Annotated in this window: 28 protein-coding genes; 14 read left to right on the top strand and 14 right to left on the bottom strand. The window is 69.9% G+C overall.

The genetic code is table 11. The features are described 5' to 3' along the window. Nucleotides 1-114: 114 nt before the first annotated feature. The 4 genes from purD to purH all read right to left on the bottom strand — a co-directional run bounded on the left by purD (nt 115) and on the right by purH (nt 4,903). Nucleotides 115-1,401: a phosphoribosylamine--glycine ligase gene (gene purD / locus ACO6VK_RS18660; RefSeq protein ID WP_422509735.1), complete on the bottom strand. Its 1,287-nt coding sequence runs from the start codon at nt 1,399-1,401 to the stop codon at nt 115-117. Between the two features lie 87 nt (nt 1,402-1,488). After that, entirely contained in the window at nt 1,489-2,400 is a 912-nt protein-coding gene (locus ACO6VK_RS18655; RefSeq protein ID WP_422509733.1) for a hypothetical protein, read from the bottom strand. A 42-nt stretch (nt 2,401-2,442) separates the two neighbouring features. Continuing rightward, nucleotides 2,443-3,312, bottom strand: coding sequence for a hypothetical protein (locus ACO6VK_RS18650; RefSeq protein WP_422509731.1), 870 nt, complete (start codon nt 3,310-3,312; stop codon nt 2,443-2,445). A gap of 7 nt (nt 3,313-3,319) precedes the next feature. Then, nucleotides 3,320-4,903, bottom strand: coding sequence for a bifunctional phosphoribosylaminoimidazolecarboxamide formyltransferase/IMP cyclohydrolase (gene purH / locus ACO6VK_RS18645; RefSeq protein WP_422509729.1), 1,584 nt, complete (start codon nt 4,901-4,903; stop codon nt 3,320-3,322). Between the two features lie 75 nt (nt 4,904-4,978). On the opposite strand from purH, the gene ACO6VK_RS18640 reads away from it, so the two are divergent. The 6 genes from ACO6VK_RS18640 to ACO6VK_RS18615 are packed head-to-tail and all read left to right on the top strand — an operon-like array spanning nt 4,979 to nt 10,770. Then, nucleotides 4,979-5,587 (top strand): CDP-alcohol phosphatidyltransferase family protein, encoded by a 609-nt coding sequence (locus ACO6VK_RS18640; protein ID WP_422509741.1) that lies wholly within the window; start codon nt 4,979-4,981, stop codon nt 5,585-5,587. A 55-nt stretch (nt 5,588-5,642) separates the two neighbouring features. Beyond that, a complete protein-coding gene (locus ACO6VK_RS18635) occupies nt 5,643-7,406 on the top strand; it encodes a bifunctional alpha/beta hydrolase/class I SAM-dependent methyltransferase (protein WP_422509727.1) in 1,764 nt (587 codons plus the stop codon). Beyond that, entirely contained in the window at nt 7,399-8,733 is a 1,335-nt protein-coding gene (locus tag ACO6VK_RS18630) for a phosphatase PAP2/dual specificity phosphatase family protein (protein WP_422509725.1), read from the top strand. The genes ACO6VK_RS18635 and ACO6VK_RS18630 overlap by 8 nt, the downstream gene beginning before the upstream one ends. Next, complete coding sequence (locus ACO6VK_RS18625; protein ID WP_422509723.1) at nt 8,730-9,161, top strand: hypothetical protein; 432 nt, start codon at nt 8,730-8,732, stop codon at nt 9,159-9,161. Before ACO6VK_RS18630 ends, ACO6VK_RS18625 begins: the two co-directional genes overlap by 4 nt. Next, nucleotides 9,158-9,790: a lysophospholipid acyltransferase family protein gene (locus ACO6VK_RS18620; RefSeq protein ID WP_422509721.1), complete on the top strand. Its 633-nt coding sequence runs from the start codon at nt 9,158-9,160 to the stop codon at nt 9,788-9,790. Before ACO6VK_RS18625 ends, ACO6VK_RS18620 begins: the two co-directional genes overlap by 4 nt. Continuing rightward, entirely contained in the window at nt 9,787-10,770 is a 984-nt protein-coding gene (locus ACO6VK_RS18615; RefSeq protein WP_017357620.1) for a phosphatidate cytidylyltransferase, read from the top strand. Before ACO6VK_RS18620 ends, ACO6VK_RS18615 begins: the two co-directional genes overlap by 4 nt. Nucleotides 10,771-10,797: 27 nt before the next feature. Here the strand turns inward: ACO6VK_RS18615 and fis are convergent, their stop codons facing one another. The 3 genes from fis to prmA all read right to left on the bottom strand — a co-directional run bounded on the left by fis (nt 10,798) and on the right by prmA (nt 12,960). Then, the gene (gene fis, locus ACO6VK_RS18610; protein ID WP_026071038.1) at nt 10,798-11,073 is read right to left on the bottom strand and encodes a DNA-binding transcriptional regulator Fis; all 276 of its coding nucleotides are present in this window, start codon (nt 11,071-11,073) and stop codon (nt 10,798-10,800) included. Between the two features lie 114 nt (nt 11,074-11,187). After that, the gene (locus tag ACO6VK_RS18605) at nt 11,188-12,009 is read right to left on the bottom strand and encodes a DUF3426 domain-containing protein (protein ID WP_422509718.1); all 822 of its coding nucleotides are present in this window, start codon (nt 12,007-12,009) and stop codon (nt 11,188-11,190) included. Nucleotides 12,010-12,039: 30 nt separating this feature from the next. Further along, complete coding sequence (gene prmA / locus ACO6VK_RS18600) at nt 12,040-12,960, bottom strand: 50S ribosomal protein L11 methyltransferase (protein ID WP_422509716.1); 921 nt, start codon at nt 12,958-12,960, stop codon at nt 12,040-12,042. Nucleotides 12,961-13,146: 186 nt separating this feature from the next. On the opposite strand from prmA, the gene ACO6VK_RS18595 reads away from it, so the two are divergent. From ACO6VK_RS18595 to ACO6VK_RS18580, 4 genes are all read left to right on the top strand, one after another. Next, nucleotides 13,147-14,106, top strand: coding sequence for a hypothetical protein (locus ACO6VK_RS18595; protein ID WP_422509714.1), 960 nt, complete (start codon nt 13,147-13,149; stop codon nt 14,104-14,106). Further along, on the top strand, nt 14,103-14,474 hold the full coding sequence (locus ACO6VK_RS18590) for a hypothetical protein (RefSeq protein WP_411852362.1): 372 nt from the start codon (nt 14,103-14,105) through the stop codon (nt 14,472-14,474). Before ACO6VK_RS18595 ends, ACO6VK_RS18590 begins: the two co-directional genes overlap by 4 nt. A gap of 53 nt (nt 14,475-14,527) precedes the next feature. Continuing rightward, on the top strand, nt 14,528-15,208 hold the full coding sequence (locus tag ACO6VK_RS18585) for an alpha/beta fold hydrolase (protein WP_422509712.1): 681 nt from the start codon (nt 14,528-14,530) through the stop codon (nt 15,206-15,208). A gap of 98 nt (nt 15,209-15,306) precedes the next feature. Further along, the gene (locus ACO6VK_RS18580; RefSeq protein WP_422509710.1) at nt 15,307-16,362 is read left to right on the top strand and encodes a hypothetical protein; all 1,056 of its coding nucleotides are present in this window, start codon (nt 15,307-15,309) and stop codon (nt 16,360-16,362) included. A 174-nt stretch (nt 16,363-16,536) separates the two neighbouring features. Here the strand turns inward: ACO6VK_RS18580 and accC are convergent, their stop codons facing one another. The 5 genes from accC to ACO6VK_RS18555 form a co-directional block, all read right to left on the bottom strand. Continuing rightward, entirely contained in the window at nt 16,537-17,904 is a 1,368-nt protein-coding gene (gene accC / locus ACO6VK_RS18575; RefSeq protein ID WP_411852359.1) for an acetyl-CoA carboxylase biotin carboxylase subunit, read from the bottom strand. Between the two features lie 10 nt (nt 17,905-17,914). Then, nucleotides 17,915-18,403, bottom strand: coding sequence for an acetyl-CoA carboxylase biotin carboxyl carrier protein (gene accB / locus ACO6VK_RS18570; RefSeq protein ID WP_422509708.1), 489 nt, complete (start codon nt 18,401-18,403; stop codon nt 17,915-17,917). A gap of 54 nt (nt 18,404-18,457) precedes the next feature. Next, entirely contained in the window at nt 18,458-18,880 is a 423-nt protein-coding gene (locus ACO6VK_RS18565; protein WP_422509706.1) for a lysozyme inhibitor LprI family protein, read from the bottom strand. Continuing rightward, the gene (gene aroQ / locus ACO6VK_RS18560) at nt 18,880-19,329 is read right to left on the bottom strand and encodes a type II 3-dehydroquinate dehydratase (protein WP_422509704.1); all 450 of its coding nucleotides are present in this window, start codon (nt 19,327-19,329) and stop codon (nt 18,880-18,882) included. Before aroQ ends, ACO6VK_RS18565 begins: the two co-directional genes overlap by 1 nt. A 154-nt stretch (nt 19,330-19,483) precedes the next feature. Beyond that, entirely contained in the window at nt 19,484-20,059 is a 576-nt protein-coding gene (locus ACO6VK_RS18555) for a metal-dependent hydrolase (RefSeq protein WP_422509702.1), read from the bottom strand. Between the two features lie 177 nt (nt 20,060-20,236). Between ACO6VK_RS18555 and ACO6VK_RS18550 the strand changes: the two genes are divergently transcribed. From ACO6VK_RS18550 to ACO6VK_RS18535, 4 genes are read left to right on the top strand one after another with little or no spacing between them, the layout of a single operon-like run. Then, a complete protein-coding gene (locus tag ACO6VK_RS18550) occupies nt 20,237-20,836 on the top strand; it encodes an NAD(P)H-dependent oxidoreductase (protein WP_422509700.1) in 600 nt (199 codons plus the stop codon). Between the two features lie 9 nt (nt 20,837-20,845). Then, the gene (locus ACO6VK_RS18545) at nt 20,846-21,442 is read left to right on the top strand and encodes a TetR/AcrR family transcriptional regulator (protein WP_422509698.1); all 597 of its coding nucleotides are present in this window, start codon (nt 20,846-20,848) and stop codon (nt 21,440-21,442) included. Nucleotides 21,443-21,492: 50 nt separating this feature from the next. Continuing rightward, nucleotides 21,493-22,851: a hypothetical protein gene (locus ACO6VK_RS18540; protein WP_422509696.1), complete on the top strand. Its 1,359-nt coding sequence runs from the start codon at nt 21,493-21,495 to the stop codon at nt 22,849-22,851. Between the two features lie 32 nt (nt 22,852-22,883). Further along, on the top strand, nt 22,884-23,264 hold the full coding sequence (locus ACO6VK_RS18535; RefSeq protein WP_422509694.1) for a hypothetical protein: 381 nt from the start codon (nt 22,884-22,886) through the stop codon (nt 23,262-23,264). A 24-nt stretch (nt 23,265-23,288) separates the two neighbouring features. Here ACO6VK_RS18535 and ACO6VK_RS18530 read toward each other — a convergent pair whose 3' ends face one another. Then, a complete protein-coding gene (locus ACO6VK_RS18530; protein WP_422509692.1) occupies nt 23,289-23,990 on the bottom strand; it encodes a LytTR family transcriptional regulator DNA-binding domain-containing protein in 702 nt (233 codons plus the stop codon). Continuing rightward, on the bottom strand, nt 23,978-25,684 hold the full coding sequence (locus ACO6VK_RS18525) for a histidine kinase (RefSeq protein ID WP_422509690.1): 1,707 nt from the start codon (nt 25,682-25,684) through the stop codon (nt 23,978-23,980). Before ACO6VK_RS18525 ends, ACO6VK_RS18530 begins: the two co-directional genes overlap by 13 nt. Between the last annotated feature and the right edge of the window lie 6 nt (nt 25,685-25,690).

Genomic DNA, 25,690 nt, shown 5'->3' with positions numbered 1-25,690 from the left:
GTTGTGGACGAGCCCCCAGGGATGGGTTCACGGCGTGTCCTGGGCAGGCATACCCACCCCGGACCGCGCGCCAACATCAAGGCGCCAAGCGCTAAGCGCCAAGCCCCCAACGCCTCAACCGCGCTCGCGCGCCACTGCCCGCCAGCCGATGTCGTTGCGGTGGAACTCGTTGGCCCACGTCACCGCCGCCACGCCTGCATAGGCGTTGGTCTGTGCGTCGCCCACGCTGTCACCCAGCGCGGCCACGCACAGCACACGGCCGCCGGCGCTGAGCACCTGGCCCTGCGCGTCCAGCGTCGTGCCGGCATGGAACACCTTGGCCGTCGCCGGCACCTGGTCCAGCCCGTGGATCACATCGCCGGTGATCGGTGATTCGGGGTAGGGCGCTGCCGCCATCACCACGCCCAGCGACGGGCGCGGGTCCCACTCGGCCTGCACCGCGTCCAGGCGCGCATCGATGGCCGCCTCGACCAGATCCACCAGGTCCGACTGCAGACGCAGCATTACCGGCTGCGTTTCCGGATCGCCGAAGCGCACGTTGAATTCGATCACCTTCGGCGCGCCGCTGGCATCGATCATCAGCCCCGCGTAGAGGAAACCGGTGAACGGAATCCCGTCGGCGATCATGCCCTGCACGGTCGGGTTGACCACCTCGCGCATCACCCGCGCATGCACCTCGTCGGTGACTACCGGTGCGGGCGAATAGGCGCCCATGCCGCCGGTGTTCGGGCCGGTATCGCCGTCGCCCACGCGCTTGTGGTCCTGCGAGGTGGCCATCGGCAACGCGGTGCGGCCGTCCACCATCGAGATGAAACTGGCTTCCTCGCCGTCGAGGAACTCCTCGATCACCACGCGGGCGCCGGCATCGCCGAAGGCGTTGCCCGAGAGCATGTCGCGCACCGCGTCTTCGGCCTCGGCCAGGGTCATCGCCACGATCACGCCCTTGCCGGCGGCCAGGCCGTCGGCCTTGACCACGATCGGCGCGCCCTTCTGGCGCAGGTAGGCCAGGGCCGGCTCCACCTCGGTGTGCACCGCATAGAACGCGGTCGGAATGCCGTGGCGGGCCAGGAAGTCCTTGGCGTACGCCTTGCTGCCTTCCAGCTGCGCGGCGGCGGCGGTGGGCCCGAAGATGCGGTGACCGGCCGCGCGGAAGCGGTCGACCACGCCGGCCACCAGCGGTACTTCCGGGCCGACCACGGTCAGCGCCACGCCCTCGGCGGCCACCAGCGCGAGCAGGCCGTCCAGGTCGGTGACCTTGACCGGCACGTTGCGGCACTTGGTTTCGGTGGCGGTACCGGCATTGCCGGGCGCGACCAGCACCTCGCTCACCTTCGTCGACTGGGCCAGCTTCCAGGCCAGGGCGTGTTCACGGCCGCCAGCGCCGATGACCAGGATCTTCAATGCACTTCTCGCGTAAGGGGGGCAGACCGGCGATTTTACGCGGTGCCGGTGCCGGGTGCATGGCACGGTCGCCGGGCCACGCGCCGGTCAGCTGCCGCCGCAGTCGTCCCGCTGCAGCGCCTCGGGCACCTGGTAGGCCCGCGTTGCCGGGTCGAACATCAGCTGGTGGAACTCATGCGCCGCCCCGGCGCAGTCCTGGCCGCGGCCACGCACGGTGATCGGCCAGTAGCCGTCCACGGGCTCCTGCTGCTCCACCGTCGTGCTGAAGTCGATATTGAAGACGGCGCCCTCGCAGTCGTCCGGATCGCTGTCGCAGTCATAGCGGGCCAGGTTGTCGAGATGGTCGCGGTAGCGGGCCACATCGCGCAGGCGGTTGTTGTGCAGGGCGATGTAGCTGCGGTCGACCAGCGTACCGCCGCGGCCGTTCCAGCGCTGGGTGAGGTGGAAGGCGGGGCGCTGCGGCCCCAGCGTTTCCACCTGCACCGTACCGGGGGCGCCATCGCCGCCGGCGTTGACCAGCAGGCGCTGGTCCACCACCAGCAGCGGCCACGGCTGGCTGTCGGTGGCGCCGCCACGCTCGCCGTCGCGCAGCACGAACAGGTCGACCCGGCCCGGTTCAACACTCGCGGCATCCTCGATGGTCTGGCAGATGGCCAGCAGGGTGTGGGCCTGGTCATCGACCGTCACGCGCTGGCGGGCGCAGACCGCGCGCTCCACCGGCCGCATCGCCACCACCTCGGTGTCTTCCCAGCGGTCCTTCCAGGCGCCGTCCAGTTGCGCCTTGGCGCCATAGCGCTGGTGCAGGAAGGTCAGCAGGCGCGCGTCGGCATCGCCGCTGGCCAGCACCGTTTCCACGATCGGGGCGGTGGTATCCAGCTGGCGCTTCGCCGCTTCCTGCGCCGCCGGGCCGTCCTTGCCGCACCCGGCCAGCAGGGCCACCGCCAGCGCAATGCAGGCGGGGAGAGCGGTGCGGTGGATGCGGGTGGTTGTCATGGTCATGGGGACGTCAGAAGGGAAGGGCGCTGCCCTGCAGCGTAGTACCTACTCGCGGCATTGTTCGCGCAGCAGCGCGTCCGGGATCGGGTAGGCGCCTTTGGCCGGGTCGTACACCAGGCGGTAGTGCTCGTCGGTGGGGCCGGCGCATTCCGGCCCCTGGCCACGGACATCCAGCGCGGCGTAGCCGTCCTGCAGTGCCTGCATGTCCGCCGTCACGCTGAAATCGATGTTGAACAGCCGGTTCGCGCAGGCGGACGGGTCCTCGTCGCAGTCGTACGCGCTGTCGTTGTCGATGTGGTCGCGGAAGCTGGCGACCGGGGTGAGGCGGTTGTCGTGCAGGGCGACGTAGGTGCGCGACACCAGCGAATAGCCCTGCCCGTACCAGCCGTCGGTGATGCGGAACGCCGGCCGCTCGGGCCCCAGCGTGTCGATCGCCACCGTGCCGGGCATGCCGCGCATCCCCGAGTACATCAGCAGGTGCTCGGCTACCGCCTCGCCGTCGCGCAGCACGTACAGGTCGATACGGCCCGGTTCGACGCTGGCGACGTCTTCAATGGTCTGGCAGACCGCTACCAGCTGATGCGCCTGCCCGGTCACCGCCACCGTCTGCCGGGCGCACAGGCGGCGCTCCACCGGGCGTGTGGCCTCCTGGTCCGGGTCGTCCCACTGGTCCTTCCACGCCGTGTCCAGCGTGGCCTTGGCGCCGTAGCGGTCGTGCAGGAAGGCCAGCAGGCGTTGATCGTCGTTGACCGGCGCGGCTGGCGCCGGTGTGGCCGGTGCGTGGCTGTCGAGCCGACGCGCCGGTTTGCCCGGATCGGCCGGGGGCGCATCGCCACACCCGGCCAGCAGTACCGTCAGTGCCGCGCCCAGCCAATAGCGGCAGGCGCGGCGGTCGACATTCCCTGTCGTGGTCATCGCGGCGTCAGTGGCGGAAGTGGCGCACGCCGGTGAACACCATCGCCAGACCATGCTCGTTGGCCGCGGCGATCACTTCGTTGTCGCGCATCGAGCCACCCGGCTGGATCACCGCCTTGATACCGGCGGCCGCCGCGGCATCGATGCCGTCGCGGAACGGGAAGAAGGCGTCGGAGGCCATCACCGATCCTTCCACCACCAGGTTCGCGTCGGCCGCCTTGATGCCGGCGATGCGTGCCGAGTAGACCCGGCTCATCTGGCCGGCGCCAACACCGATGGTGCGGTTGTCCTTGGCGTAGACGATGGCGTTGGACTTGACGAACTTGGCCACCTTCCACGCAAACAGCAGGTCGGCGAACTGCTTGTCGGTGGGCGCCAGCGTGCTGACCACGGTCAGTTCATCGCGCGTCATGCCGCGGTTGTCGGCGCTCTGCACCAGCAGGCCCGAGCCGATGCACTTGGTGTCGTAGTTGTTGCGGCCGTCGCCGTGCGGAATGCGCAGCACGCGCACGTTGGCCTTCTTCTGCGCGTACTCGAGCGCGGCCGGCTCGTAGTCCGGAGCGATCAGCACTTCGACGAACTGGCGGTCCAGGATCACCTTGGCGGTGGCGGCGTCGAGCGGGCGGTTGAAGGCGATGATGCCGCCGAACGCGCTGGTCGGATCGGTTGCGTAGGCCAGCTCGTAGGCATCGCCGTTGCCGGCGCCCACGGCCACGCCGCACGGATTGGCATGCTTGACGATCACGCAGGCCGGCGCGTCGAACTGACGCACGCATTCCCACGCGGCATCGGCATCGGCCAGGTTGTTGTAGCTCAGCTCCTTGCCCTGCAGCTGCTGGAAGGTCGCCAGCGTGCCCGGCACCGGGTGCAGGTCGCGGTAGAACGCGCCGCTCTGGTGCGGATTTTCGCCGTAGCGCAGGTCCATCACCTTCACGAAACTGCTGTTCATCTGCGCCGGGAACTCGGTGCGCACCGGCACGGCCGCCTCGGTGCTGGCCACGGCGGACAGGTAGTTGCTGATCGCCGCGTCGTACTGGGCCACGCGGTTGAACGCGGCCACGGAGAAGGCGAAGCGCTTGGCGGCCGACAGCTGGCCATCGTTGGCGTCCAGCTCGGCAAGCAGCTCGGCGTACTGCGACGGGGCGGTGGCCACCGCGACGCGGGCGAAGTTCTTGGCCGCCGAGCGCAGCATCGCCGGGCCGCCGATGTCGATGTTCTCCACCGCATCGTCGAGCGTGCAGCCGGCCTTGGCGGTGACCGACTCGAACGGATACAGGTTCAGTACCAGCAGGTCGATCGCGCCGATGCCGTGTTCGGCCATCACCGCCTCGTCCAGCCCGGCGCGGCCGAGCAGGCCACCGTGGACCAGCGGATGCAGGGTCTTGACCCGGCCGTCCATCATTTCCGGGAAGCCGGTGACATCGGCCACGTCCTTGACGGCCAGGCCGGCGTCGCGGATCGCCTTGGCGGTGCCGCCGGTGGACAGCAGCTCGACGTTGCGGGCGGCGAGGGCGCGGGCCAGGTCGATCAGACCGGTTTTGTCGGAAACGGACAGCAGGGCCCGGCGCACGGGCAGCAGATCGGAACTCATGGGGGCAGGAGATCGAAGCGGAGCGGGTGCATATTGTAGGCTCCCCGGCATCCGCCATGAACTGCAGGACAGGGAATCGTGTCGATCTATGCATTGAAGGGACGCTTCCAGGCGCTGCTGCGGCCCGCCGTTGCTGGCCTGTACCGCGCCGGGGTCACCGCCAACGCGGTCACGCTGGCGGCCGCGCTGGTCTCGCTGGCGGTGGCCGCTGCGGTGTACGTGTGGGGCCCGGCGCAGCCGCTGTGGTACCTGGCGCTGCCGGTGTGGATGCTGCTGCGCATGGCGCTCAATGCCGTGGACGGCATGCTTGCCCGCGAGTTCGGGCAGCAGTCGCGGCTGGGTGCCTATCTCAATGAACTCTGCGACGTCATCGCCGACGCGGCGCTGTACCTGTCGCTGCTGAGCCTGCCGGGCGTGGCCGCCGCTGCGCTGTGGACATTGGCGTGGCTGGCGGCGGTTTGCGAGTACGCTGGCGTCCTCGGCCTGATGGTGGGGGCAAGCCGCCGCTACGACGGGCCGATGGGCAAAAGCGATCGCGCCTTCGTCGTGGGCGTGACCGGGGCGCTGTTGGCCCTGGGCTGGATTGCGGCGCCAGGGGTGACCTGGATCGCGTGGGCTGCGGCCGCCTTGTGCGCCTGGACCACGGTGCGCCGGGTAAGGACAGGATTGGCGGAGGCCGGCTGACCCAGCCGGCAGTCGATCAACGGCGGATTCCGCCGGATGCACAACGGAGTGATGCATGCGCGCACAGCAACACCTGCAGTTCCACAGTTTCGACGCACAGCCGCTGTTCTACCGGCATTGGCCTGCCACCGACCCGACCGCGACCTCGCCCCGGCGCGCGCTGGTGCTGCTGCATCGCGGGCACGAGCATTCCGGCCGTGTCGCGCATCTGGTCGATGAGCTGGACCTGCCCGGGATGGAGGTGTTCGCCTGGGATGCCCGCGGCAACGGCCAATCGCCCGGCGTGCGCGGCGATGCGCCCGGCTTCGACGCGCTGGTGCGCGATCTGGATAGCTTCATCGCGCACCTGCGCGAGCACCACGGCATTGCCGTGGAAGACATCGCGATCATCGCCCAGAGCGTGGGCGCGGTGGTCGCCGCGACCTGGGTGCACGACTACGCGCCGCCGCTGCGCGCGCTGGTGCTCGCTTCGCCGGCGTTCAAGGTGAAGCTGTACGTGCCGTTCGCGCGCCCTGGCCTGGCGCTGATGCAGAAACTGCGCGGCAACTTCTTCGTCAACAGCTACGTCAAGCCGCAGTGGCTCACCCACGACCCGGAGCGGGTGGCTAGCTACCGCACCGACCCGCTGATCACCCGGCCGATCTCGGTGCGCGTACTGCTGGGGCTGTACGACGCCGCCGATCGTGTGGTCGGCGATGCGCAGGCGATCACCGTGCCGACCCAGCTGCTGGTTTCCGGCGCGGACTTCGTGGTGCACCGTGCGCCGCAGGACCGCTTCTACGAGCGCCTGAGTTCACCGGTCAAGGAACGCCACCTGCTGCCCGGTTTCTTCCATGACACCCTCGGCGAGCGCGACCGCGCCCCGGCCGTGGCCGCCATCCGCCGCTTCATCGGCGAGCGCTTCGCCGCGCCGCTGGTGCGGCCGAGCCTGCGCAACGCGCATCGCCACGGCCCCACCTTCGACGAGGCCGAGGTGCTGGCCTGGCCCCCGCAGCGCAACAGCCTGAAGGATCTGTACTGGCGCTTCACCCGCGCCGGCCTGCGCGTGGGCGGCCGCCTGTCCGAGGGCATCGCGCTGGGGCTGGAGACCGGTTTCGATTCGGGCAGTACCCTGGACTACATCTACCGCGACCAGGCGCGCGGGCGCGGCCCGCTGGGCCGGTTTGTGGATCGCAACTACCTCGACGCCATCGGCTGGCGCGGCATCCGGGTGCGCCGCACCCACGTGCGCGAGCTGCTGCAGCTGGCGGCGCTGCGCCTGCGCGGCGAGGGGAAGGCGGTGCGCGTGCTCGATGTGGCCGCCGGCCACGGGCGCTACGATCTGGATGCGCTGGCCCAAGGCGAACAGCGTGCCGATGCGATCCTGCTGCGCGATTTCAGTGAACGCAACGTGGTGGAAGGCCGCGCGCTGATCGAGGCGTTCGGCGCGGCCGACATCGCCCGCTTCGAGCAGGGCGATGCCTTCGATGCCGAGGCGCTGGCGGCGCTGCCGGACACGCCGACGCTGTCGATCGTGTCGGGCCTGTACGAACTGTTCGCCGACAACGATGCGGTGGCGCGCTCGCTCCAGGGTATCGCTGCCGCCATGCGTGAGGGCGGCTACCTGGTCTACACCGGCCAGCCGTGGCACCCGCAGCTGGAATTCATCGCCCGCGCGCTGACCAGCCACCGTGCGGGCGCGGCATGGGTGATGCGCCGCCGTACCCAGCAGGAGATGGACGAACTGGTGCGTCTGGCCGGGTTCGAGAAGGTGACCCAGCGTATCGACCGCTTCGGCATCTTCACCGTGTCGCTGGCGCGCCGGGTGGGCCATGACTGAGGGCGTGCGTCCCTGGCGGCGCGCGCTGCTGTGGCTGGCCCTGCTGGGGCCGTTCTTCTTCCTCAGCTACGGCTTCGCCAATGCGATGGCGGCGCGTCTGCCGTTCGTGCCCTCGATCGTGTTCGACTGGGAGGCGCGCATTCCGTTCCAGGCCTGGACCATCGTGCCGTACTGGTCCATCGACCTGTTCTACGTGGCGTCGTTCTTTGTCTGCACGCAGCGCGCCGAGCTGGACGCGCACGCGCGCCGGCTGCTGACCGCGCAGCTGCTGTCGGTGGCGTGCTTCCTGCTGTGGCCACTGCGCTTCAACCTGGAGCGGCCGGAAACCGGCGGCGTGTTTGGCTGGCTGTTCGATGTGCTGCTGGGCTTCGACAAGCCCTTCAACCAGGCGCCGTCGCTGCACATCGTGCTGCTGGTGGTGCTGTGGGTGCGCTTCCAGCAGCACCTGCACGGCCTGTGGCGGACCGCGCTGCATCTCTGGTTCGCCTTGATCGGGCTGTCGGTGCTGACCACCTGGCAGCATCACTTCATCGACGTGCCGACCGGCGTGGCGGTCGGTTGGCTGTGCGTGTGGCTGTGGCCGCTGCAGGGACCGTCGCCGCTGCGGCACTGGCAGTGGGCGCACGAGGCCACGCGCTGGCGGCTGGCCGCGCTCTACCTGGCCGGTAGTGCAGGCTGTGCGGCCCTGGCGTGGGCCGTTGGCGGCTGGGCGTTGTGGCTGGCCTGGCCGGCCCTGTCGCTGCTGCTGGTGGCGCTGGCGTACGCCGGCCTGGGGACCGCCGTTTTCCAGAAGCAGGAGGACGGGCGGCTGAGCATGGCCGCGACCTGGCTGCTGGCGCCGTACCTGGGCGCTGCCTGGCTCAATGCGCGCTGGTGGACACGACGCGCGCCGCAGCCGCAGCTGGTGATCGACGGTGTATGGCTGGGCCGGCTGCCGGACGCGGACGTCACGCTCACCGTGGCGACCGTGGTGGATGTGTGCGCCGAGCTGCCGTTCCGCACGCAGGTGCGGCACTACCGCAGCGTGCCGATGCTCGATCTGGCCACGCCATCGCCGGCCGCGCTGCGCCAGGCCGCCGATGCCATCGCGCATGGCCGTCGCCGTGGCGAGGTGCTGGTGTGCTGTGCACTGGGCTATTCGCGCAGCGCCGCTGCGGTGGCCACGTGGCTGTGCCGCAGCGGCCATACCGCCAGCGCCGATGCCGCCATCACCCTGCTGGCACAGGACTGCCCACGGATCGTGCTGCACGCACGCCACCGCCGGGCGATTGAACAGGCCGTGCGCGAGGGCGCCGCGGCCAATGGACAGACACAGGTGAGTGCATGAGCATGCTGTTCCAACTGCGGGTGATGACCGCCGTCCTGCGCCAGGCACGCCTGGCGGCCGTGATATCCACCCTGCTGGCGGCCGCCGCGCTGCTGCTGGCAAGCCTGTCGTCGGCCCCTGGCCTGGTGGCGCTGACGCTGGCGCTGGCCTCGCTGCTGGCCGCCGGCGTGCAGGCGTACTACGCCGCCCGCGTCGGCTTCGATGCGGCGCTGCTGGAGGCCATGCAGGCGTGCCATCCGGACGCCGCCCCCGGCGTGATCGACGATGTGCTGCAGAAGCTGGGCCTGCGTGACGCGCAGGCGACCAGCCGTGGCTGGCAGGCGCGGTGGCAGGGCATGCGCCGGCTGATGCGCTGGCAACTGCTCGCACTGGGGGCGCAGGCCCTGCTGCTGCTGGCGGCGCACCTGTGCCGGTCGGTGCCGTGGTGATCGCTGACCTGATCGCACGCAGCTGCAGTGGCGCGATCCGCGCGCTGACCGGCGCGCGCGCACTGTGGCAGGGCTGTGCGCCGTCCAGCGACCACCGCGTGTACTACGGCAACCACGCCAGCCACGGCGACTTCGTGCTGATCTGGTCGGCGCTGCCGATCACGCTGCGCCGCCAGGTGCGGCCGGTGGCCGCGGCCGACTACTGGCAGCGCGACGCCCTGCGCCGCTACCTGATCCATGCGGTGTTCAACGGCGTGCTGATCGAGCGCGATGCGGCCAAGCGCGAGCACGACCCCATCGCCTGTCTGTGCCAGGCGGTGGACGAGGGCAACTCGCTGATCCTGTTCCCCGAGGGCACCCGCAACACCGAGGAGGGCGTGCTGCCGTTCAAGAGCGGCATCTACCACCTGGCACGGCAACGCCCGGAGCTGGAGTTCGTGCCGGTGTGGATCGACAACCTCAAGCGGGTGATGCCCAAGGGCCGCTGGCTGCCGTTGCCGCTGCTGTGCACCACCACCTTCGGTGAACCGTTGCGGCTGAAGGCCGACGAAGACAAGGACCGCTTCCTGGAGCGGGCCCGGGTGTCGCTGCTGGCGTTGGACCCGCAGCCGCGCAGGAGCCGCGCATGACGGTGTTCCAGGTGCTGTCCACCGACGTGGCCCAGCTGTCCACGCACGCGCAGACCCGGCTGCTGTTTGCCGGTATCGCGGCGGTGCTGGTGGTGGCCACGGTGATCGCCGAGACCCTGCGCTGGCGCGCGCGGCATGCACCCAGCCCGGTGCTGGCCAACCTGGTCTCGCGCATCCGCGCCTGGTGGGTGATGGCCGCCGTGGTGGCGCTGGCGTTCTTCTTCGGGCGTACCGGCGTGGTGGTGCTGTTCGCGGTGGTGTCGCTGTTCGCGCTGCGCGAGTTCATCACCCTCACACCGACCCGGGCCGGCGATTACTACGCGCTGCTCGCGGCGTTCTACATCGTGCTGCCTTGGCAGTACTGGCTGGTGTGGACCGACTGGTACGGCCTGTACACGCTGCTGATCCCGGTCTACGCGTTCCTGTTCCTGCCGATCCTGGCCACCATCGGCGGTGACACCACCGATTACCTGGAGCGCACGTCCAAGGTGCAGTGGGGGCTGATGATCTGCGTGTTCTGCATCTCCCACGTGCCGGCGCTGCTGAACCTTCGCCTGGCCGGCGTGGAACCGGCACGCAACCTGCTGCTGTTCGCCTTCCTGGTGATCGTGGTGCAGTCCTCGGACGTGCTCCAGTACGTGTGGGGCAAGCTGATCGGGCGGCGGTTGATCGCGCCGAAGCTGTCGCCGTCCAAGACCGTGGAGGGGTTCATCGGCGGGGTGCTGTCGGCCAGCGCGCTGGGCGCGGCACTGTGCTGGCTCACCCCGTTCACGCCGTGGCAGGCGTTCGGCATGTCGCTGGTGGTCAACCTGATGGGCTTCTGGGGCGGCCTGGTGATGTCGGCGATCAAACGCGACCGCGGCATCAAGGACTGGGGCCACATGATCGAGGGCCACGGCGGCATGCTCGACCGGCTGGATTCGGTGTGCTTCGCCGCGCCGGTGTTCTTCCACCTGGTGCGGTATTTCTGGAGCGGTTGATCGGTGTACCGGCAGGGGCACACCCGCTCAGGTGGTGATGCCGTATTCCTTGAGCTTCTTGCGCAGCGTGGCGCGATGGATGCCCAGCATCGCCGCGGCGCGGCTCTGGTTGCCTTCGCAGTGGTTGAGCACCTCCACGAACAGCGGGATCTCCATTTCACGCAGGACGATCTCGTAGACATCGTCGGCGTCGCAGCCATCCAGGTCCCGCAGGTACCGCCTCACCGACTGGGCTACATGTTCGCGCAGCGGTGGCTTGGGAGCGCCACGACTGGTGTCAGGACGAGGAAGGACAGCGTTCAAGGAGGATCCCGATGCAGGAGCCGGGGCGGACAACAGCCCTCGGCGGAATGATGATGGGGCCAGTCTACCGTGTGCGTCGGCAGGCTGCCACGCCGAACCGGACGAACGGCAGGGTCACAGGAACTCGAAGGTGAATGCGACGGTCGACGCCGCCGGCTCGCGGACGCGGAAGGCGATGCGCGCGCTCTGTCCCGGTTCCAGCGTGTTGCCGCTGGCGCTGGCGTGGCCCAGGTAGTCGGCCGGCGCGAACTCGCCGGTGCCGATCAGGCGGCCATCGGCATCGGACAACGACAGCCGCAGCGCGGGCCATGCCTGTGCCCAACGCGCATCGTTGCGGAAGCTGGCCTGCACCTGCAACGCACCGGGCTGGCCCGGTACGGGCCGTACATCGCGGCTGATCATGCTGAACGCTGCCGGTTCGCGCCACGCCGGCAACGTACAGCGCAGCACGCTGCACAGCCCGGCGATCCACGGGCGGGTGCCGGCATCGGCGGCCAACCGCGCGCGGTCGGCCACCGCGATCTGCAGCAACAACAGGAGGCCCAGGCCGGCGACCAGTCCCCATTGCCAGCGCGGGGTGCGCAGCCGCGCACGCGGCGCCTGCAGGAAACTCGGTGCGGTGGCCGCCGGAGCGTCATCGGCGCTGATGGAAGGCGCCGGATCGTCGGCGGCCGGTGCGGCATCGATCGCCGCATCGGGGTTGGATTCCGGCGACACGGCCGGCGCCGGCGCGTCGTCCCAGGCGGCGTGCGCTGGCGCTACCGCATCGCCCGGCGATGGCCGTTCGTGCGTGTCGTCGATGCGGGCCTCGGCGGTGTCATCCGGGCGTGCATCGCCCGGCACCGGGATGTCGCCCGCGTCGACGGCCGCTGCCTCCTGCGCAGGGCGCAGGAAGGTGGCAAGCGGACGTCGCGGAGGCTGCGTGGGCTCGGACATGGGCGCGGGACCGGGCGAAGGACGCCTTATTCAAGCACGGCGGGTGCCGGTGATGCGCATCCAGTCGTCGTCCTGGGCCACGTCCAGCGCCTCGAACCACGGCGCGTAGCGTTCCAGCAGTTCGCCTTCCTGGCCGTGCAGGATGCCCGACAGCGCAATGCGGCCACCGGGCGCGACGCGCGCGGCGAGCACCTCGGCCAGCGCGTCCAGCGCCGAGGCCAGGATGTTGGCCACCACCACCGGATAGGTGGCCTGCGGTTCGTCGGCCGGCAGGTACACCGCGATGCGGTCCTGCAGGCCGTTGCGCTCGGCGTTGTCGCCGGTGGCGATCACCGCCTGCGGGTCGTTGTCCACGCCCACGGCGCGGGCGGCGCCGAGCTTCAGCGCGGCCAGCGCCAGGATGCCCGAGCCGCAGCCGAAGTCGAGCACGGTCTGGCCGTCCAGCGCGCCCTCGGTGGCCAGGCCGTCGAGCCAGCGCAGGCACAGCGCGGTGGTCGGGTGGGTGCCCGAGCCGAAGGCCAGGCCCGGGTCGAGCCGGACCACGGCGGCGTCGTCGGCCTGCGCGGCCTCGGGCAGGTCATGGTTCCACGGCACGATCCAGGTGCGCTCGCCGAAGGCCATCGGCTGGAACTGGTCCAGCCAGGCGCGTTCCCAGTCTTCGTCCTGCACCGCACGGAAGCTGGCGTTGCCCCAGTCCAGGCCCGGGTCGAACGCATCCAGGGCGGCCAGCAGGGCCAGCGCATTGGTGTCGGCCGGGAACAGGGCGGTCAGCACCAGGTCGTTCCACAGCGGGGTCTCGCCCACGCCGGGTTCCAGGATCGCCTGCTCGTTGCTGGTGTCGGCGTCGGCATCGAGCAGGGTCACCGCCAGCGCACCGACGTCGTCCAGCGCATTCTCATAGCGGGGCTGCGTGGTTTCGGTGCAGCGGAGGGTGAGTTCCAGGAAGGGCATGGGGGACGAGGCCTGCGGAAAACCGTGCATGCTAGACCATTGCGCGCGGGCGGTCCCGGCGTGCCGATCACGACATCGTCTCCCGGGCGGCTGAGATGGGGGCCGAATGCCGGTTCAGACAGCCGCGAATACGCTTGCTAAACTGGGCGTTCCGTTGTCGGCCACTGGCAGTCCCGGCGTACGTTCATGGCGCTTGTTCCCACCCTGAAAACCTGGCTGCTGGTTGTGCCTGCCCTGGCGCTGCTCGGGGTGGTGGGCTATCGCGCGGGCGATCGGGTGCTGCACGCCGAGCGGCCCGGCGCGGAGATGATGGACACGACCGGGTCGGCCACCTCCCAGGTGCCGGCCGAGGCGCAGCAGCTGGCGCGCCGGCTGCTGGCCAACGAGCGTGGCAATGCGATCGCCTCCGGGCTGCCGCTGGACATCCGCGCCGACATCGAAGGCGACACCGATCTGTACGCCTACGCCCAGCGCCTGCAGCTGCAGGCCGCCAACGGCAACGCCGAGGCGGCATGGATGGTCAGCCGGGTGTACGACTACTGCGCGCTGTATGCGATGGACCCGGGCGGTTACCAGCTGGACAACACCGTGCTGTCCGGGCTGGGCCTGAAGGCGTCGGTCGGCATGGTGCAGGCGCGCGAGCGCGTGGCGCGCCGCTGCACGGGCTTTGTCAGCAGCGACAACCTCGGGCGCCAGCTGATTCTTGCCCAGCGCATGCAGGCGGCCAAGGCCGGCAACCTCGCCGCCGAAGCCTCGCTGTTCGCTGAAGGCAAGGCGCTGGAAGATTCGCCGGGCTATCGGCGCGGGCTGGTCGAGCGGGTGCTCGATTCGCGCGACCCGGAAGCCTACATGGCCCTGTCCTCGGGCATGGGTCAACGTGCCAGCGGCGACGCGGCGCTGCAGGGCCTGGTGGCCGGGGACCAGTTCAGCGAACTGGCCTGGCGCCTGGCAGCCTGCGAGCTGGGCATGGCGTGCGGGCCAGACAGTGTGTTGATGAACAATTTCTGCGCGAACGGAGGGATTTGTTCGCAGGACGGTGGGCAGGACTTTGCCACTTTCGTGTATGACGCCGCGGTCTCGCGGCAAGGTGCGGGGAAAATGAAAGCGTTGGTGGAACAGCTGATCAAGCAGAGGAAAGGGCGATGAACTACCGTCGATTCCTGCATGGCGCCAAGTTCTGGTTCTGGGTGGTGTTGTTTGTCGCCTACTCGGCTGGCGCAGTGGGTCTGGTGATGATCGATACCTACGATGATCGATACCGGAGCCTGTCCAAGGTGCAGTTGACCTCGGTGAAAGCCGACGCCGACGTGCGTCGTGCCGGTGCCAGCCAGGTAGCCGCGGTGTACCGCGCGCAGAGCGGCATGCCGTTCGCGTCGCTGCCGGCCGGCAGTACCTTCCAGGTGGTGTGGCCGGACGGCTCCACCGAAACGATGGTGATCATGGACCCGACCTCCTCGCTGGGCGTGGAGCCGGTCAAGAACACCCAGATCACGGCCGCAGACAGCAGCCGTTGATCCCTGAAGGCGAGGGCGTCGCAAGCCCTGGCGCGCGTCGACCGGCGCGTCTGGTGGTATTGCCCGGGCTGGATGCCACCGGCACCCAGCAGTGGGCGTTCACTGCGGCGATGCAGCGTCACGGCATCGCCACCACGGTGATCGCCTATCCGGTGGACCGCGCGTTGGGTTACGACGCACTGGCCGACATCGTGCAGGCGGCACTGCCCGCGGAGGGCGAGTATGTGCTGCTCGGCGAGTCGTTCTCCGGCCCGTTGGCCCTGAGGATCGCCGCTGCGCACCCGGCGCGCCTGCGCGGCCTGGTTCTGTCCACGACGTTCGCGCGCTCGCCCTGGTATGCGTGGCGGCGTCTGCAATCCCTTCTGTACTGGGCACCGGTGCGCACGCTGCCGATGGGCGCGCTGTCCTGGCTGCTGCTCGGGCGCTGGAGCACGCCCGCGCTGCGTGACGCCTTGGCGGCTGCGCTGTCGCGCGTACATGCCGATGTGTTGCGCACGCGCGCGGTGGCCGCGCTCGGGGTTGACGTCGCCAGCTGCGCATCCGCGCTGCGCGTGCCCACGTTGTGCCTGCATGCCACCGATGACCGGTTGTTGCCCACACGCTGCCAGCGTCACGTGTCCGCGCTGCTGCCGGCGCAGGACACGACGTGGCTCGCGGGCCCGCACCTGCTGCTGCAGGCGCGTCCGGAGGCTGCCGCAGCGACGGTCGCCGCGTTCATCGACGCGCTGTCCTGACGCGATCTTCTCCCACAGCTCTCGGGTATTTCACGCATCGACGCGCAGCCTGACGGTGTTGGCTGCATCCGCAGCACCTCTGCTGGAGACCCCGTCGAATGAATATCCGAGGCGATCATGCCCTCCCCGAACCCCATGCCACTGCGACGGTCGCAGTGGTCACGCCTGCGCCGGTGATCGAACCGCCGCGCGACAATGCCGTGTCCTGGGCCGCGATCTTTGCCGGTGCCGCCGCGGCGGCCGCGCTGTCGCTGGTGCTGTTGATCCTGGGCGTCGGCCTCGGGCTGTCATCGGTATCGCCGTGGGCGTACGAAGGGGTCAGCGCCGAAACGTTCGGCTGGTCGAGCATCGCCTGGCTGACATTTACCGCCATTGCCGCGTCCGGACTCGGTGGCTATCTCGCCGGGCGGCTGCGCAGCCGCTGGAGCAATCTGCACGGCGATGAGACCTACTTCCGCGATACCGCGCATGGGTTCCTGTCGTGGTCCGTGGCGACGCTGCTGACCGCCGGGCTGCTCACCACCGCCATCGGCGGCGTGCTGGGCGCGGGTGCCAAGGTGGCCGGCGCGTCTGCCGGTGCCGCCGCCACCACCGCCGGTGGCCTGGCCGCGATGGCGTCCGGTACTGCGGCGGGCGGCGACAACGGCGACCTGCAGTATTGGGTCGATGGCCTGTTCCGCCCCACGCCGGGCGCACCGGCAGCGCCGATGGCGCCGGCGGCCCCGGCCGATCCGGCCCAGGCGGCTGTCGCACCGGGTACCCTCGCGCCGCCGCCGCCGCGCCCGATGGCAGGCGCCGAGCGTGGTCCCGGACCGGGCCCCGGTCGTGGCAATGAGGTACGTGCCGAGGTCAACCGGATCGTGGTCAACAGCCTGACGTCCAACAGCATGGACCCGGCCGATACGCAGTACCTGTCCCAGCTGGTGGCCGCGCATACCGGGCTGAGCCAGACCGAGGCGCAGGCACGCGTGGCCGACATGCAGACCCGTCTGCGCGCCGCGCTGGAGAAGGCCAAGGCGGAGGCCAAGCAGGCCGCCGACGACGCGCGCAAGGCCACGGCCTACGCCGCGCTGTGGCTGTTCATCACGCTGCTGATCGGTGCCTTCAGCGCCAGCCTGTTCGCCACCTGGGGCGGCCGCCGCCGCGACCTGTGACCCCGACGTTCAACGAGGAGACGCAACCATGAAATATCTGCTGCTGTGGATGCTGGGCATCCCGATTCCGATCCTGCTGCTGATCGCGCTGCTGCGCTGAGGCAGGGCGGCGTCCAGGCAAACAAAAAGGCGGGGATATCCCCGCCTTTCTGCTGTGTTGCAGGACGCCGTCGATCAGGTCAACGCGATCGACTTGTTCTTGCGTTCGGCCAGGCGCTTTTCCAGGTAGTGGATGTTCTGGCCACCGGCCTGGAAGCCCTTGTCGCGCATGATGCGCTGCTGCAGCGCGACGTTGGTCTTGATGCCGTCCACGACCAGTTCGCTCAGCGCCACGCGCATGCGCGCGATCGCGGTCTCGCGATCCGGGCCGTGCACGATCAGCTTGCCGATCATCGAGTCGTAGTTCGGCGGCACGCGGTAACCACTGTAGATGTGGGTGTCCACGCGCACGCCAGGGCCACCCGGCGGATGGAAGGCGGTGATCTGGCCCGGGCTCGGCACGAAGGTTTCAGCGTCTTCGGCGTTGATGCGGCACTCGATCGCGTGGCCGGTCAGCACCACGTCGCTCTGCTTGATGCTCAGCTTCTGGCCGGCAGCGATGCGCAGCTGCTCGCAGACCAGGTCGATGCCGGTCACCATTTCCGTCACCGGATGTTCCACCTGCACGCGGGTGTTCATTTCGATGAAGTAGAAACGGCCGTCTTCGTACAGGAACTCGAAGGTACCCGCGCCGCGGTAGCCGATGCGGATGCAGGCTTCCACGCACACCTTGCCGATCTGCTCGCGCAGTTCGGGGGTGATGCCCGGTGCTGGCGCTTCTTCCACCACCTTCTGGTGGCGGCGCTGCATCGAGCAGTCGCGTTCGCCGAGGTGGATGGCGTTGCCCTGGCCATCGGCCAGCACCTGGATCTCCACGTGACGCGGATTCTCCAGGAACTTCTCCATGTACACCTGGTCGTTGCTGAAAGCGGCCTTGGCTTCGGACTTGGTGGTCTCGATGGCGGCCTTCAACGATGCTTCGGCATGCACCACGCGCATGCCGCGACCGCCACCACCACCGGCTGCCTTGATGATGACCGGGTAGCCGATCTCACGGGCAATCTTGGTGTTGGCCACGATGTCGTCGCCCAGCGGGCCGCCCGAACCGGGCACGCACGGCACGCCGGCGGCCTTCATCGCGCGGATCGCTTCGACCTTGTCGCCCATCAGGCGGATGGTGTCGGCCTTGGGGCCGATGAAGATGAAACCGGACTCTTCCACGCGCTCGGCGAAGTCGGCGTTCTCCGACAGGAAGCCGTAGCCCGGGTGGATGGCCTGGGCGTCGGTGACTTCAGCCGCGGCGATCAGGGCCGGAATGTTGAGGTAGCTCTCCGAGGACGGCGCCGGACCGATGCAGACCGACTCGTCGGCCATCGCCACGTGCTTGAGATTGCGGTCGACCGTGGAATGCACGGCCACCGTGCGGATGCCCAGGGTGTGGCACGCGCGCAGGATGCGCAGCGCGATTTCCCCTCGGTTGGCAATAACGACTTTGTCGAGCATGGACGGATCCTTAGCCGATCACGAACAGCGGCTGGTCGAATTCGACCGGCTGGCCGTTTTCGCCCAGGATGGCGACGATGGTGCCGGAGACATCGGCCTCGATCGGGTTGAACATCTTCATCGCTTCGATGATGGCCAGCGTGTCACCGGCCTTGACCTGCTGGCCGACGGTGACGAAGGCCGGCTTGTCCGGGGACGACGAGGCGTAGAAGGTGCCGACCATCGGCGCGCGCAGCACGTGGCCGTCCGGCAGGGCATTGCCCGGCTTGGCGGTGCCGCCGGTGGAGGCTTCGGTGGGCGACTGCATCGGCATCGCCGGGGCGGCCTGCTGGGCCGGGGCCGGCGCCATCATCATCTGCGGCTGGGCCTGGACCATGCCGTAGCCGGAGACCGGGGCGCGCGACAGACGCACGGACTCTTCGCCTTCCTTGATTTCGATTTCGGCGAGGTTCGACTCTTCCAGCAGGTCGATCAGCTTCTTGATTTTACGGAGATCCATAGGGGCCTCTTCAGCTCGTGGTGTCAGTGTGGTGGGAAGCGCGTTGCGCTCGGGTCAACGTAATTCGTAGAAGTCGCGCAGCTGCCGGGTACGGTCGCGCGCGTGGGTGGTCAGGCAGCGCATCTGCGCGCCGTTGCGGGCGGTGCCGTCGGAATTGAGCGCATACACCGCCTGGCAGTCGTGGTCGCGCAGCTGCACCCAGGCCCGCTGTGCCACCACCAGCTCTTGCTCGGCGGTGCCGCAATAGCTGCAGGTGCCGCCGTTTTCCGGGGTACGCAGCTGGCGGCGCGCCTGCGCGTACACAGTGTTGAGCGTGACGTCGGCGGCGGCAGCCACGTCCGAGGCGCACAGGTCGCTCTCCATCGTGGTGACCGGGTGCGCGCAGTCGATGCCCTCGTCCTCGCGGTCGCCGGCGATGGCGGCGCCACTCAGGCAGCCCCACAGCACGACGCTGGCGAGGACACGCGGCAGTGTCATCACGCGGAGGCGGCCGCCAGCCGGGTCAGCGCCGCATCCATCGCATAGCGATAACTGTCCGCACCAAACCCACAGATCACCCCGACCGCCTTGTCGCTGAAATAGCTGTGCTGGCGGAAGGGCTCGCGTGCATGCGGATTGGACAGGTGGATCTCGATGAACGGCACGTCCACCGCCGCCAGCGCATCGCGCAGGGCCACCGAGGTATGCGTGAACGCGGCCGGGTTGATCAGGATGAACGCGGTGCCATCGGTACGGGCGGCCTGCACCCGGTCCACCAGCACGTGCTCTGCATTGGACTGCAGGGCGTCCACCGCGTGCCCGGCGGCCTGCGCCTGGGCCAGCAGGGCCTGGTCGATCTGCGCCAGCGTGGTGTGCCCATACACCCCCGGCTCGCGGGTGCCGAGCAGGTTGAGGTTGGGGCCATGCAGGACCAGCAGTTTCGCCATGAGTGCCGAACGACGGGAAAGGGCGGCAGTCTGGCGGAACCTGCTGATCGTGTCCAGTTCGGCGAAGTTGCGCGTGTTTCAATCGAGCGTTTGAATTACGCGAAGAGGATTGGGCGGCGGGAGATTGGGCGGCTGAACCTTTTAAAACACGTGCTCAGCGGGCCAGACCCAGCGAGACGACCAGGAACGCCACCCAGACCGGCGCGATGCCAACGGCCCAGGCCAGGACCCGGCGCGGCGTGGCCTGCCGGGTCACCGCCACCCCCAGCGCGAATGGCGGCAGCAACACCCCGAGTTCAATGATCAGGTTGCGCCACAGATAGTAGTTGCCCGGGGCCAGTGCGCCCGCGCTGGGAAGCACGCCGACTGCAACGGCGACCTCCCTGCCCACGGGCCAGAACAGCGGCACCGGATGGGCGCCGACCAGCAGGTCCATCAGCGGATGCGACAGGCTCGCGGCCATCAGCCACGCGGCCGGCAGGCGTGCGGAGGTGTGCCGGCGCGTGCGCAGGTGCACAAGCAGGCTGGCCGCCAGCGCGAAGGCGATGCTGTGCGTGACGCGCGGCGCGGCGGCATAGCCGAGCAGCCACACGGCCAGGTAGTCCAGGTCAGGGCAGATCGCCAGGAACACGAACGGCAGCACCGCCCAGCGCGAACGCGCGCACGCCCAGCGGTTGCAGCACAGATACGCGGTGATGCCGGCGGCCGCATGGCCAGCGATGGACGACACGGGAACCCCTCGAAGGTGGAGGGTGCCCAGCGTGGGCCGGGCGCATGAGGCCATGAAGGGGCGTGTGTGTGGCCGGGATGAAGCCGGGAGGCAGAAACAGCGTTCCGCCGGCGGCGCTGGTCCTGCGGATATCCGATGTTACTTTTAGTAGGTAACGTCTTCCAGAGAGTCCACTCCATGCACAGTCTGATCGTTGTAGCCCATCCCAACCCCGGTTCGCTGACCCATGCGGTAGCGCACCGCATCGGTGATGCCGTCCTTGCCGCCGGCCCCGGCAACACGGTGGAGATCGCCGATCTCGCCGCGGAGGGCTTCGACCCCCGCTTCAACCCGGCCGACAACGCGCTGTTCCACCAGACGGCGGCCGCGCCGGCCGATGTGGCCGCCGAACATGCGCGCCTTGATCGCGCCGACGCGCTGGTGCTGGTCTATCCGCTGTACTGGTGGTCGTTCCCGGCGCTGCTGAAGGGCTGGATCGACCGTGTGTTCACCCAGGGCTGGGCTTACGCCGACAACCCCGATGGCAAGGTGACCAAGAAGCTGCAGCGCCTGCAGGTGCATCTGGTGGGGCTGGGCGGCGCCGGCGCGGAGATGATCGAGCGACGCGGCTACGGCGCGGCGATGAAGACGCAGATCGACATGGGCATCTTCGACTACTGCGGTGCCCGCGTGCTGTCGTCCACGCTGCTGCTCGATGCGGACAGTGGCGCTGCCGAGGCGCACCTGCGTACCGCGGCCGACATCGGACGTACCATTGGGGTGTCCGCCGCCGCATGACCTTTCTCGATGCCTGCACGCCCTGAGCCACCCCGCCGCCGCCTGCCGCGCGAACAACGCGCCCGCCAGCTGCTCGATGTGGCCTGGGCACTGGTGGGCGCCGAAGGCACCGATGCGCTCTCGCTGGGGCGGTTGGCCGAGGCGGCAGGCGTCACCAAGCCGGTAGCGTACGACCACTTCGTGACCCGCAACGGTCTGCTGGCCGCGCTCTACCAGGATTACGACGCGCGCCAGACTGTCGTTTTCGACGAGCGCATCGGCGCGGCGAAGGTGCAGTTGAAGGACCGGGCGCACGCCATTGCGGGCGGCTACATCGATTGCGTGCTTTCACAGGGCAGCGAGATCCAGGGCATTCTCGCCGCGCTGGCCGGCTCGCCGGAACTGCTGCAGGTGAAGCGGCGCTACCAGCAGGACTTCATCGCCAAGTGCGCGGAGTGGCTCGATGGCTTCGCGCCCGAGGGGCGCGTGCCGGTCGCGGGTTTCTGGGCGATCCTGGGCGCCGCCGAATCGCTGTCCGACGCGGTGGCCGCCGGCGTGGTGGCGCAGCCGGCCGCCGAAGCGGAGCTGGAGCGTCTGATCGTTGCCACGGTGCGGCGCGGGCGCTAGCCTGAGCCGCAGCACCATCCACCACGCCTTCAGGGAGATGCGCGCGGATCATGACAAGGACGTCGAACGCAGGTTGGCCAGGGAAGAAGACGCGTCAGTGGTGCTCCGGCACCGGACGCATTGCCGCCGCCATCGCCGGCTGGGGCGCGCTGGCGTTTCCGGCCATCGCACAGGTGCCGCCCGCCGGGATCGAGCAAGCGGTGCACCGCATTGCCGCCATCGCCGACACACCTGCATCGACGCGTGCCGCCGAGCGGTTGTGGGGCGTGCCGCTGCACGCGCCGGTGATCGTGCATGACCGGGCGTCGGCAACGAGTTGGCGCCGTGACCCGACGACCGGCAGGGTCGCGGCCGTGGCGCTGCGCAGGGATCAACCGCCGGCCAATACCTGCATCGCGCTCGCGGGCACGCCGACCGTCCTGCTGCTGCTGCCACTGCCGGCTGACCGCGATGGACTGGCCACACTCTACTGGCACGAACAGTGGCATTGCGCGCAGGCCGCGCTGGGCCTGCCGTCGTCCGAAGGTGATACCGCGCACCTGGACAGCGAGGCTGGCCGCACCTGGTTGCGCCTGGAACTGCGCGCGCTGGCACAGGCCCTTTCTGCGGACGACGAGGCGGACGCGCGGCGCCATGCCGCCGCTGCCGTGGCCTTCCGGGCGCAGCGGTCGGGCGCGGCGGTGCCCGGCATCCAGGCGCTGGCGGAAGAGGCGCGCGTGGAACGCAACGAGGGGCTGGCCGAGTACACCGGTCGCGTGGTGGCCGCAGCGGGAAGCGAGGGCGATGCCGCACCTGCCGTGGTGGCGGCATTGGACAAGGCCGACACTGCCGGGAGCTTCGTGCGCTCCGCCGCGTATGCAACGGGCCCGGCGTACGGGCTTCTGCTCGACCGCTGGTCGCCACAGTGGCGCAGCGGCCTGCCGGCCGACGCGGATCTGCCCACGCTGCTGGCCCGGCGGATCGGCGCGCTGCCGACAGACACCGGGCAGGTCGGCAGCGCGTATGGATTGGCGGCAGTGCGTAGCGAAGAGCGGGTGCGCGCCACGCAGCGTGAGCAGCGCAGCGCCGACTACCGCGTGCGGTTCCTCGGCGAGGAGGCGGTCAGGCTGCCGCTGCGCCAGCCGTCGGTGTCGTTCGATCCACGCACGCTGTTCCCGCTCGACGACATCGGCACGGTGTATCTGCCGATCACCGTGCGCGATGCGTGGGGCGAGCTGACCGCGCCTGCCGGCGGATTGCTGTTGAAGGAGTGGTCGCTGGTGAGCGTGCAGGGTGGCGCGGTGGACGGCTGTGGCGCCGCGTGGACGGGGCCCGGCTGGACACTGACCCTCAATGAAGGCTGGCGGCTGGGGCGGCACGCGGCGGGGTGGCGGCTGACGCCCGGCAGCCCGCTGCCGTGCGGCAACTGAGCCCGCGCGACGTGGGATCAACGGAGACGGGAATGCGACTGATCATGGCGATCTGCATCATGGTGCTGCCCACGGTGGTGGCGACCGAATTTTTCGGCATCGCCGTGCAGGCCCGAACGGGAGGTGCGCTGCAGATGGCCGATCTCTGGGCGGGGCTGCTGGGGTTCGTGCTGTGTCTGTGCGGTGGCGCCGTGGCGCGCCGCGACGCATTCGTGGGCATGGCGGTCGCCATCCACGCCATCTACTGGGCGCTCGCGTTCGGCTTCCTGCATCGCGTGGCGCCCGAGGCGCCGCTGAGCGAGCTGGTGCGCTGGAATGCCGCCCCGGTGGCCTACTCGCTCTTCAGCGCGGCGGCCGGTGCCTGGCTCGGCGTCCGCATCGGCCTGAGCCGGAGAACGCCCGCGCGGCGTTGACCGGGCCGGCACGAGCGGCAGCGCTCAGCCCAGCGCCAGCTCTCCGCGCAGCGCGGCCACGTGCGCGCGCCCTACCGGCAGTTCCGCACCATCGTTGAGCACCAGCCAGTAGCGGCTGCCCGAGCCGGCATGCAGCGTGCGCACGTGACGCAGATTGACCAGGTAGGAGCGATGGCAGCGCACGAAGTCCGGCGGCAGCACGGCGGTCAGGCTGGCCAGGGATTTGTCGTGCAGCTCGCTGCGCCCGTTGGCCAGGCGCAGTTCGCTGTAATCGCCATCGGCACGGATCCACTGCACCTCGGCCAGTTCCACCAGCGCCGTCCCCTGCGCGCGCCAGATGCCGAGATACCGCGCGCCGCCCGCACGGTAGCGGCCCACGTCGAGCAGGCGCTCCAGGGCCTGGCCCAGACGTTCGCGCGAGAACGGCTTGGGCACGAAGTCCAGCACGCCATGCTCGAAGGCCTGCAGCGCACGGTCGCGGTGGGCCGACACCACCACGCAGTGGTAGCGCCCGGCGACCGCGCGGCGCAGCAGGTCGAAACCGTCTTCGCCGCCGAGGTTGAGGTCCAGCAGCAGGCCGTCGTAGACACTGCGCGCGAGGCGGTCGCCGGCCGCGTCCAGATCGGCAACCGCGTCGAAGCGCGCTCGCGTACCGGCCAGCTCGGTGCACAGGCGCAGCAGGCGCTGGCGCACCAGCAGTTCGTCCTCGACGATCAGGATGCGCATGTCAGTTCCATCCGTCCGCACCAGTCCGCGCCGTCGGCCCCCTGCACGAAGCGCCAGCCCCCCGGGCAGGCCGCCGCGAGGCTGGCCTCGATGTAGCGCGTGCCGGTGCCGTGGCCGCGATGCGGTGCCGAGCCGCGCGCGCTGCGCAGTTCCAGGGTCCAGCGCTGGCCGTCGCGCTGCACGCGCAGGCGGAACGGGTGCTGCGCGCAGGCCACCGCACCGGCATGGGTCAGGGCGTTCTCGACCTGGGCATGCAGTACGCCCGGCGGCAGCCACAGCCCGACAGAGTCGGCATCCACGTCCAGGCGCAGCGGGCGGTCGAGGGCCTGGCCCACGATGTCCAGATGATTGCGGCACAGCGCCAGCTCTTCCTCCAGCGGCACCGTCTGCCGGCTGCTGCTCTCGCGCAGGCGGTCGAACTGTTCGGCCAGCGATTCGACCAGCCGGCTGGCGCGCATCGGCGCCTGCTCGATCAGCTCCTGCAGGCAGGTCAGGGTGTTCATCAGCCAGTGCGGCTGGATGCCCCGCTGCAGCAGCTGCAGCGACAGCCGCGCGCGCTCCTCCCGCAGAAGCGCGTTGTGCTGGTCCAGCGCCCGCAGCTGGGCGGCGTGGCGCAGCAGCAGGAAGCCCATCAGCACGGCCAGGAACAGGAAGTAGGGCCCATCCAGGAAGGCGCCGCCCAACAGCGGAATGGCCAGCGCGCCGGCCAGCACCAACGTCAGGATCGGCCAGCGCTCGTCCGGCTCGCCGCGGGCGCGCAGCAGCAACGCGGTCGCGCTGAGCAGACTCAGCAGCAACAGGGCTGCGCCACGGCCATCGAAGCCCGGCACGAACGCGATCACGGCCAGCAGCGTGGCCACGTAGGCGAGGCGTACGCCGACCGGTACCGCCACAGCAAAGCGCCGGGCGAGATAGGCGGGCAGCAGGACCGCGCCGGCCAGGTGCAGCGCCTGCAGTGCCAGCAGGCGCGGTGCATGCCACGGGTACGGGTAACCGAAGAGGGGGCGCCAGGCTTCGACCACCGGCAAGGCCAGTCCCACCACGCCAAGCGCGAGCAGCAGGCGGGCGCCGGGAACGCGCGGCCGCCCGTGCTGCGCGGCCAGAAAATACAGACACGCCGCAGCGAGCGCGCCGGTGGCCAGTGCCGCGATCAGCCACGGCGCAACGGGATGGCCGTACAGCGACGCCACCGGCCCCACGGCGATGAACGCATCGGCGCTGTGCAGCCGCCACCCCGGCTGGTGGCTGGAGGCGAGCACCACCAGCGTGTCGCCGCCGTTGCCCGATGCGGCGGGCAGCACGCGCAGCACATCCACACGGCCGGGCCGCTCCTGCGCGGCCGTGCTGCCCACCACGCCGTTGGGGGCCAACGGCTGCCCGTTCCAGTACGGCTGGCTGGCGGCGCGCAGCGACAGACGCAGCGCCCGGTCGGTGGTGCCGGCTGCTGCGGCCGGTACCTGCCAGCGCAGCCAGTAGGGACCGCGCCAGCCGGCCAGCAGGCGTTGATCGAGCGGGCGCCAGTCCAGCCCCTCCGGCGGGGTTGCCGGAATGCGGCCCGACGCGGCCACCGTCGCCGGTGCCATCGCGGCGGGCTGCAGGAACACCGTCTGCGGCGGTGGGCCCGCGACCGACAACCATGCCGCGACGGCAGCGAGCAGGACGACGAGGGCGGTCAGGGTGCGGACGATGTGCATGCGTCC

The sequence above is a fragment of the Stenotrophomonas sp. GZD-301 genome (assembly GCF_049310345.1).
GTDB lineage: Bacteria > Pseudomonadota > Gammaproteobacteria > Xanthomonadales > Xanthomonadaceae > Stenotrophomonas.
The sequence above is the reverse complement of the archived record's forward strand: the minus strand, read 5'-3'. Positions and strand labels throughout refer to the sequence as shown.

Bases quoted from the DNA above. Each gene is read 5' to 3' on its own strand.
- ACO6VK_RS18635 (WP_422509727.1), top strand. From the start codon at position 5,643: ATGCGCGCACAGCAACACCTGCAGTTCCACAGTTTCGACGCACAGCCG.
- aroQ (WP_422509704.1), bottom strand. From the start codon at position 19,329: ATGGCGAAACTGCTGGTCCTGCATGGCCCCAACCTCAACCTGCTCGGC.
- accB (WP_422509708.1), bottom strand. From the start codon at position 18,403: ATGGATCTCCGTAAAATCAAGAAGCTGATCGACCTGCTGGAAGAGTCG.
- ACO6VK_RS18535 (WP_422509694.1), top strand. From the start codon at position 22,884: ATGCGACTGATCATGGCGATCTGCATCATGGTGCTGCCCACGGTGGTG.
- accC (WP_411852359.1), bottom strand. From the start codon at position 17,904: ATGCTCGACAAAGTCGTTATTGCCAACCGAGGGGAAATCGCGCTGCGC.
- prmA (WP_422509716.1), bottom strand. From the start codon at position 12,960: ATGCCCTTCCTGGAACTCACCCTCCGCTGCACCGAAACCACGCAGCCC.
- ACO6VK_RS18605 (WP_422509718.1), bottom strand. From the start codon at position 12,009: ATGTCCGAGCCCACGCAGCCTCCGCGACGTCCGCTTGCCACCTTCCTG.
- ACO6VK_RS18530 (WP_422509692.1), bottom strand. From the start codon at position 23,990: ATGCGCATCCTGATCGTCGAGGACGAACTGCTGGTGCGCCAGCGCCTG.
- ACO6VK_RS18655 (WP_422509733.1), bottom strand. From the start codon at position 2,400: ATGACCATGACAACCACCCGCATCCACCGCACCGCTCTCCCCGCCTGC.
- ACO6VK_RS18625 (WP_422509723.1), top strand. From the start codon at position 8,730: ATGAGCATGCTGTTCCAACTGCGGGTGATGACCGCCGTCCTGCGCCAG.
- ACO6VK_RS18545 (WP_422509698.1), top strand. From the start codon at position 20,846: ATGCCTGCACGCCCTGAGCCACCCCGCCGCCGCCTGCCGCGCGAACAA.
- ACO6VK_RS18595 (WP_422509714.1), top strand. From the start codon at position 13,147: ATGGCGCTTGTTCCCACCCTGAAAACCTGGCTGCTGGTTGTGCCTGCC.
- ACO6VK_RS18550 (WP_422509700.1), top strand. From the start codon at position 20,237: ATGCACAGTCTGATCGTTGTAGCCCATCCCAACCCCGGTTCGCTGACC.
- purH (WP_422509729.1), bottom strand. From the start codon at position 4,903: ATGAGTTCCGATCTGCTGCCCGTGCGCCGGGCCCTGCTGTCCGTTTCC.
- ACO6VK_RS18590 (WP_411852362.1), top strand. From the start codon at position 14,103: ATGAACTACCGTCGATTCCTGCATGGCGCCAAGTTCTGGTTCTGGGTG.
- ACO6VK_RS18525 (WP_422509690.1), bottom strand. From the start codon at position 25,684: ATGCACATCGTCCGCACCCTGACCGCCCTCGTCGTCCTGCTCGCTGCC.
- ACO6VK_RS18580 (WP_422509710.1), top strand. From the start codon at position 15,307: ATGAATATCCGAGGCGATCATGCCCTCCCCGAACCCCATGCCACTGCG.
- ACO6VK_RS18565 (WP_422509706.1), bottom strand. From the start codon at position 18,880: ATGACACTGCCGCGTGTCCTCGCCAGCGTCGTGCTGTGGGGCTGCCTG.
- ACO6VK_RS18540 (WP_422509696.1), top strand. From the start codon at position 21,493: ATGACAAGGACGTCGAACGCAGGTTGGCCAGGGAAGAAGACGCGTCAG.
- ACO6VK_RS18615 (WP_017357620.1), top strand. From the start codon at position 9,787: ATGACGGTGTTCCAGGTGCTGTCCACCGACGTGGCCCAGCTGTCCACG.
- ACO6VK_RS18650 (WP_422509731.1), bottom strand. From the start codon at position 3,312: ATGACCACGACAGGGAATGTCGACCGCCGCGCCTGCCGCTATTGGCTG.
- ACO6VK_RS18630 (WP_422509725.1), top strand. From the start codon at position 7,399: ATGACTGAGGGCGTGCGTCCCTGGCGGCGCGCGCTGCTGTGGCTGGCC.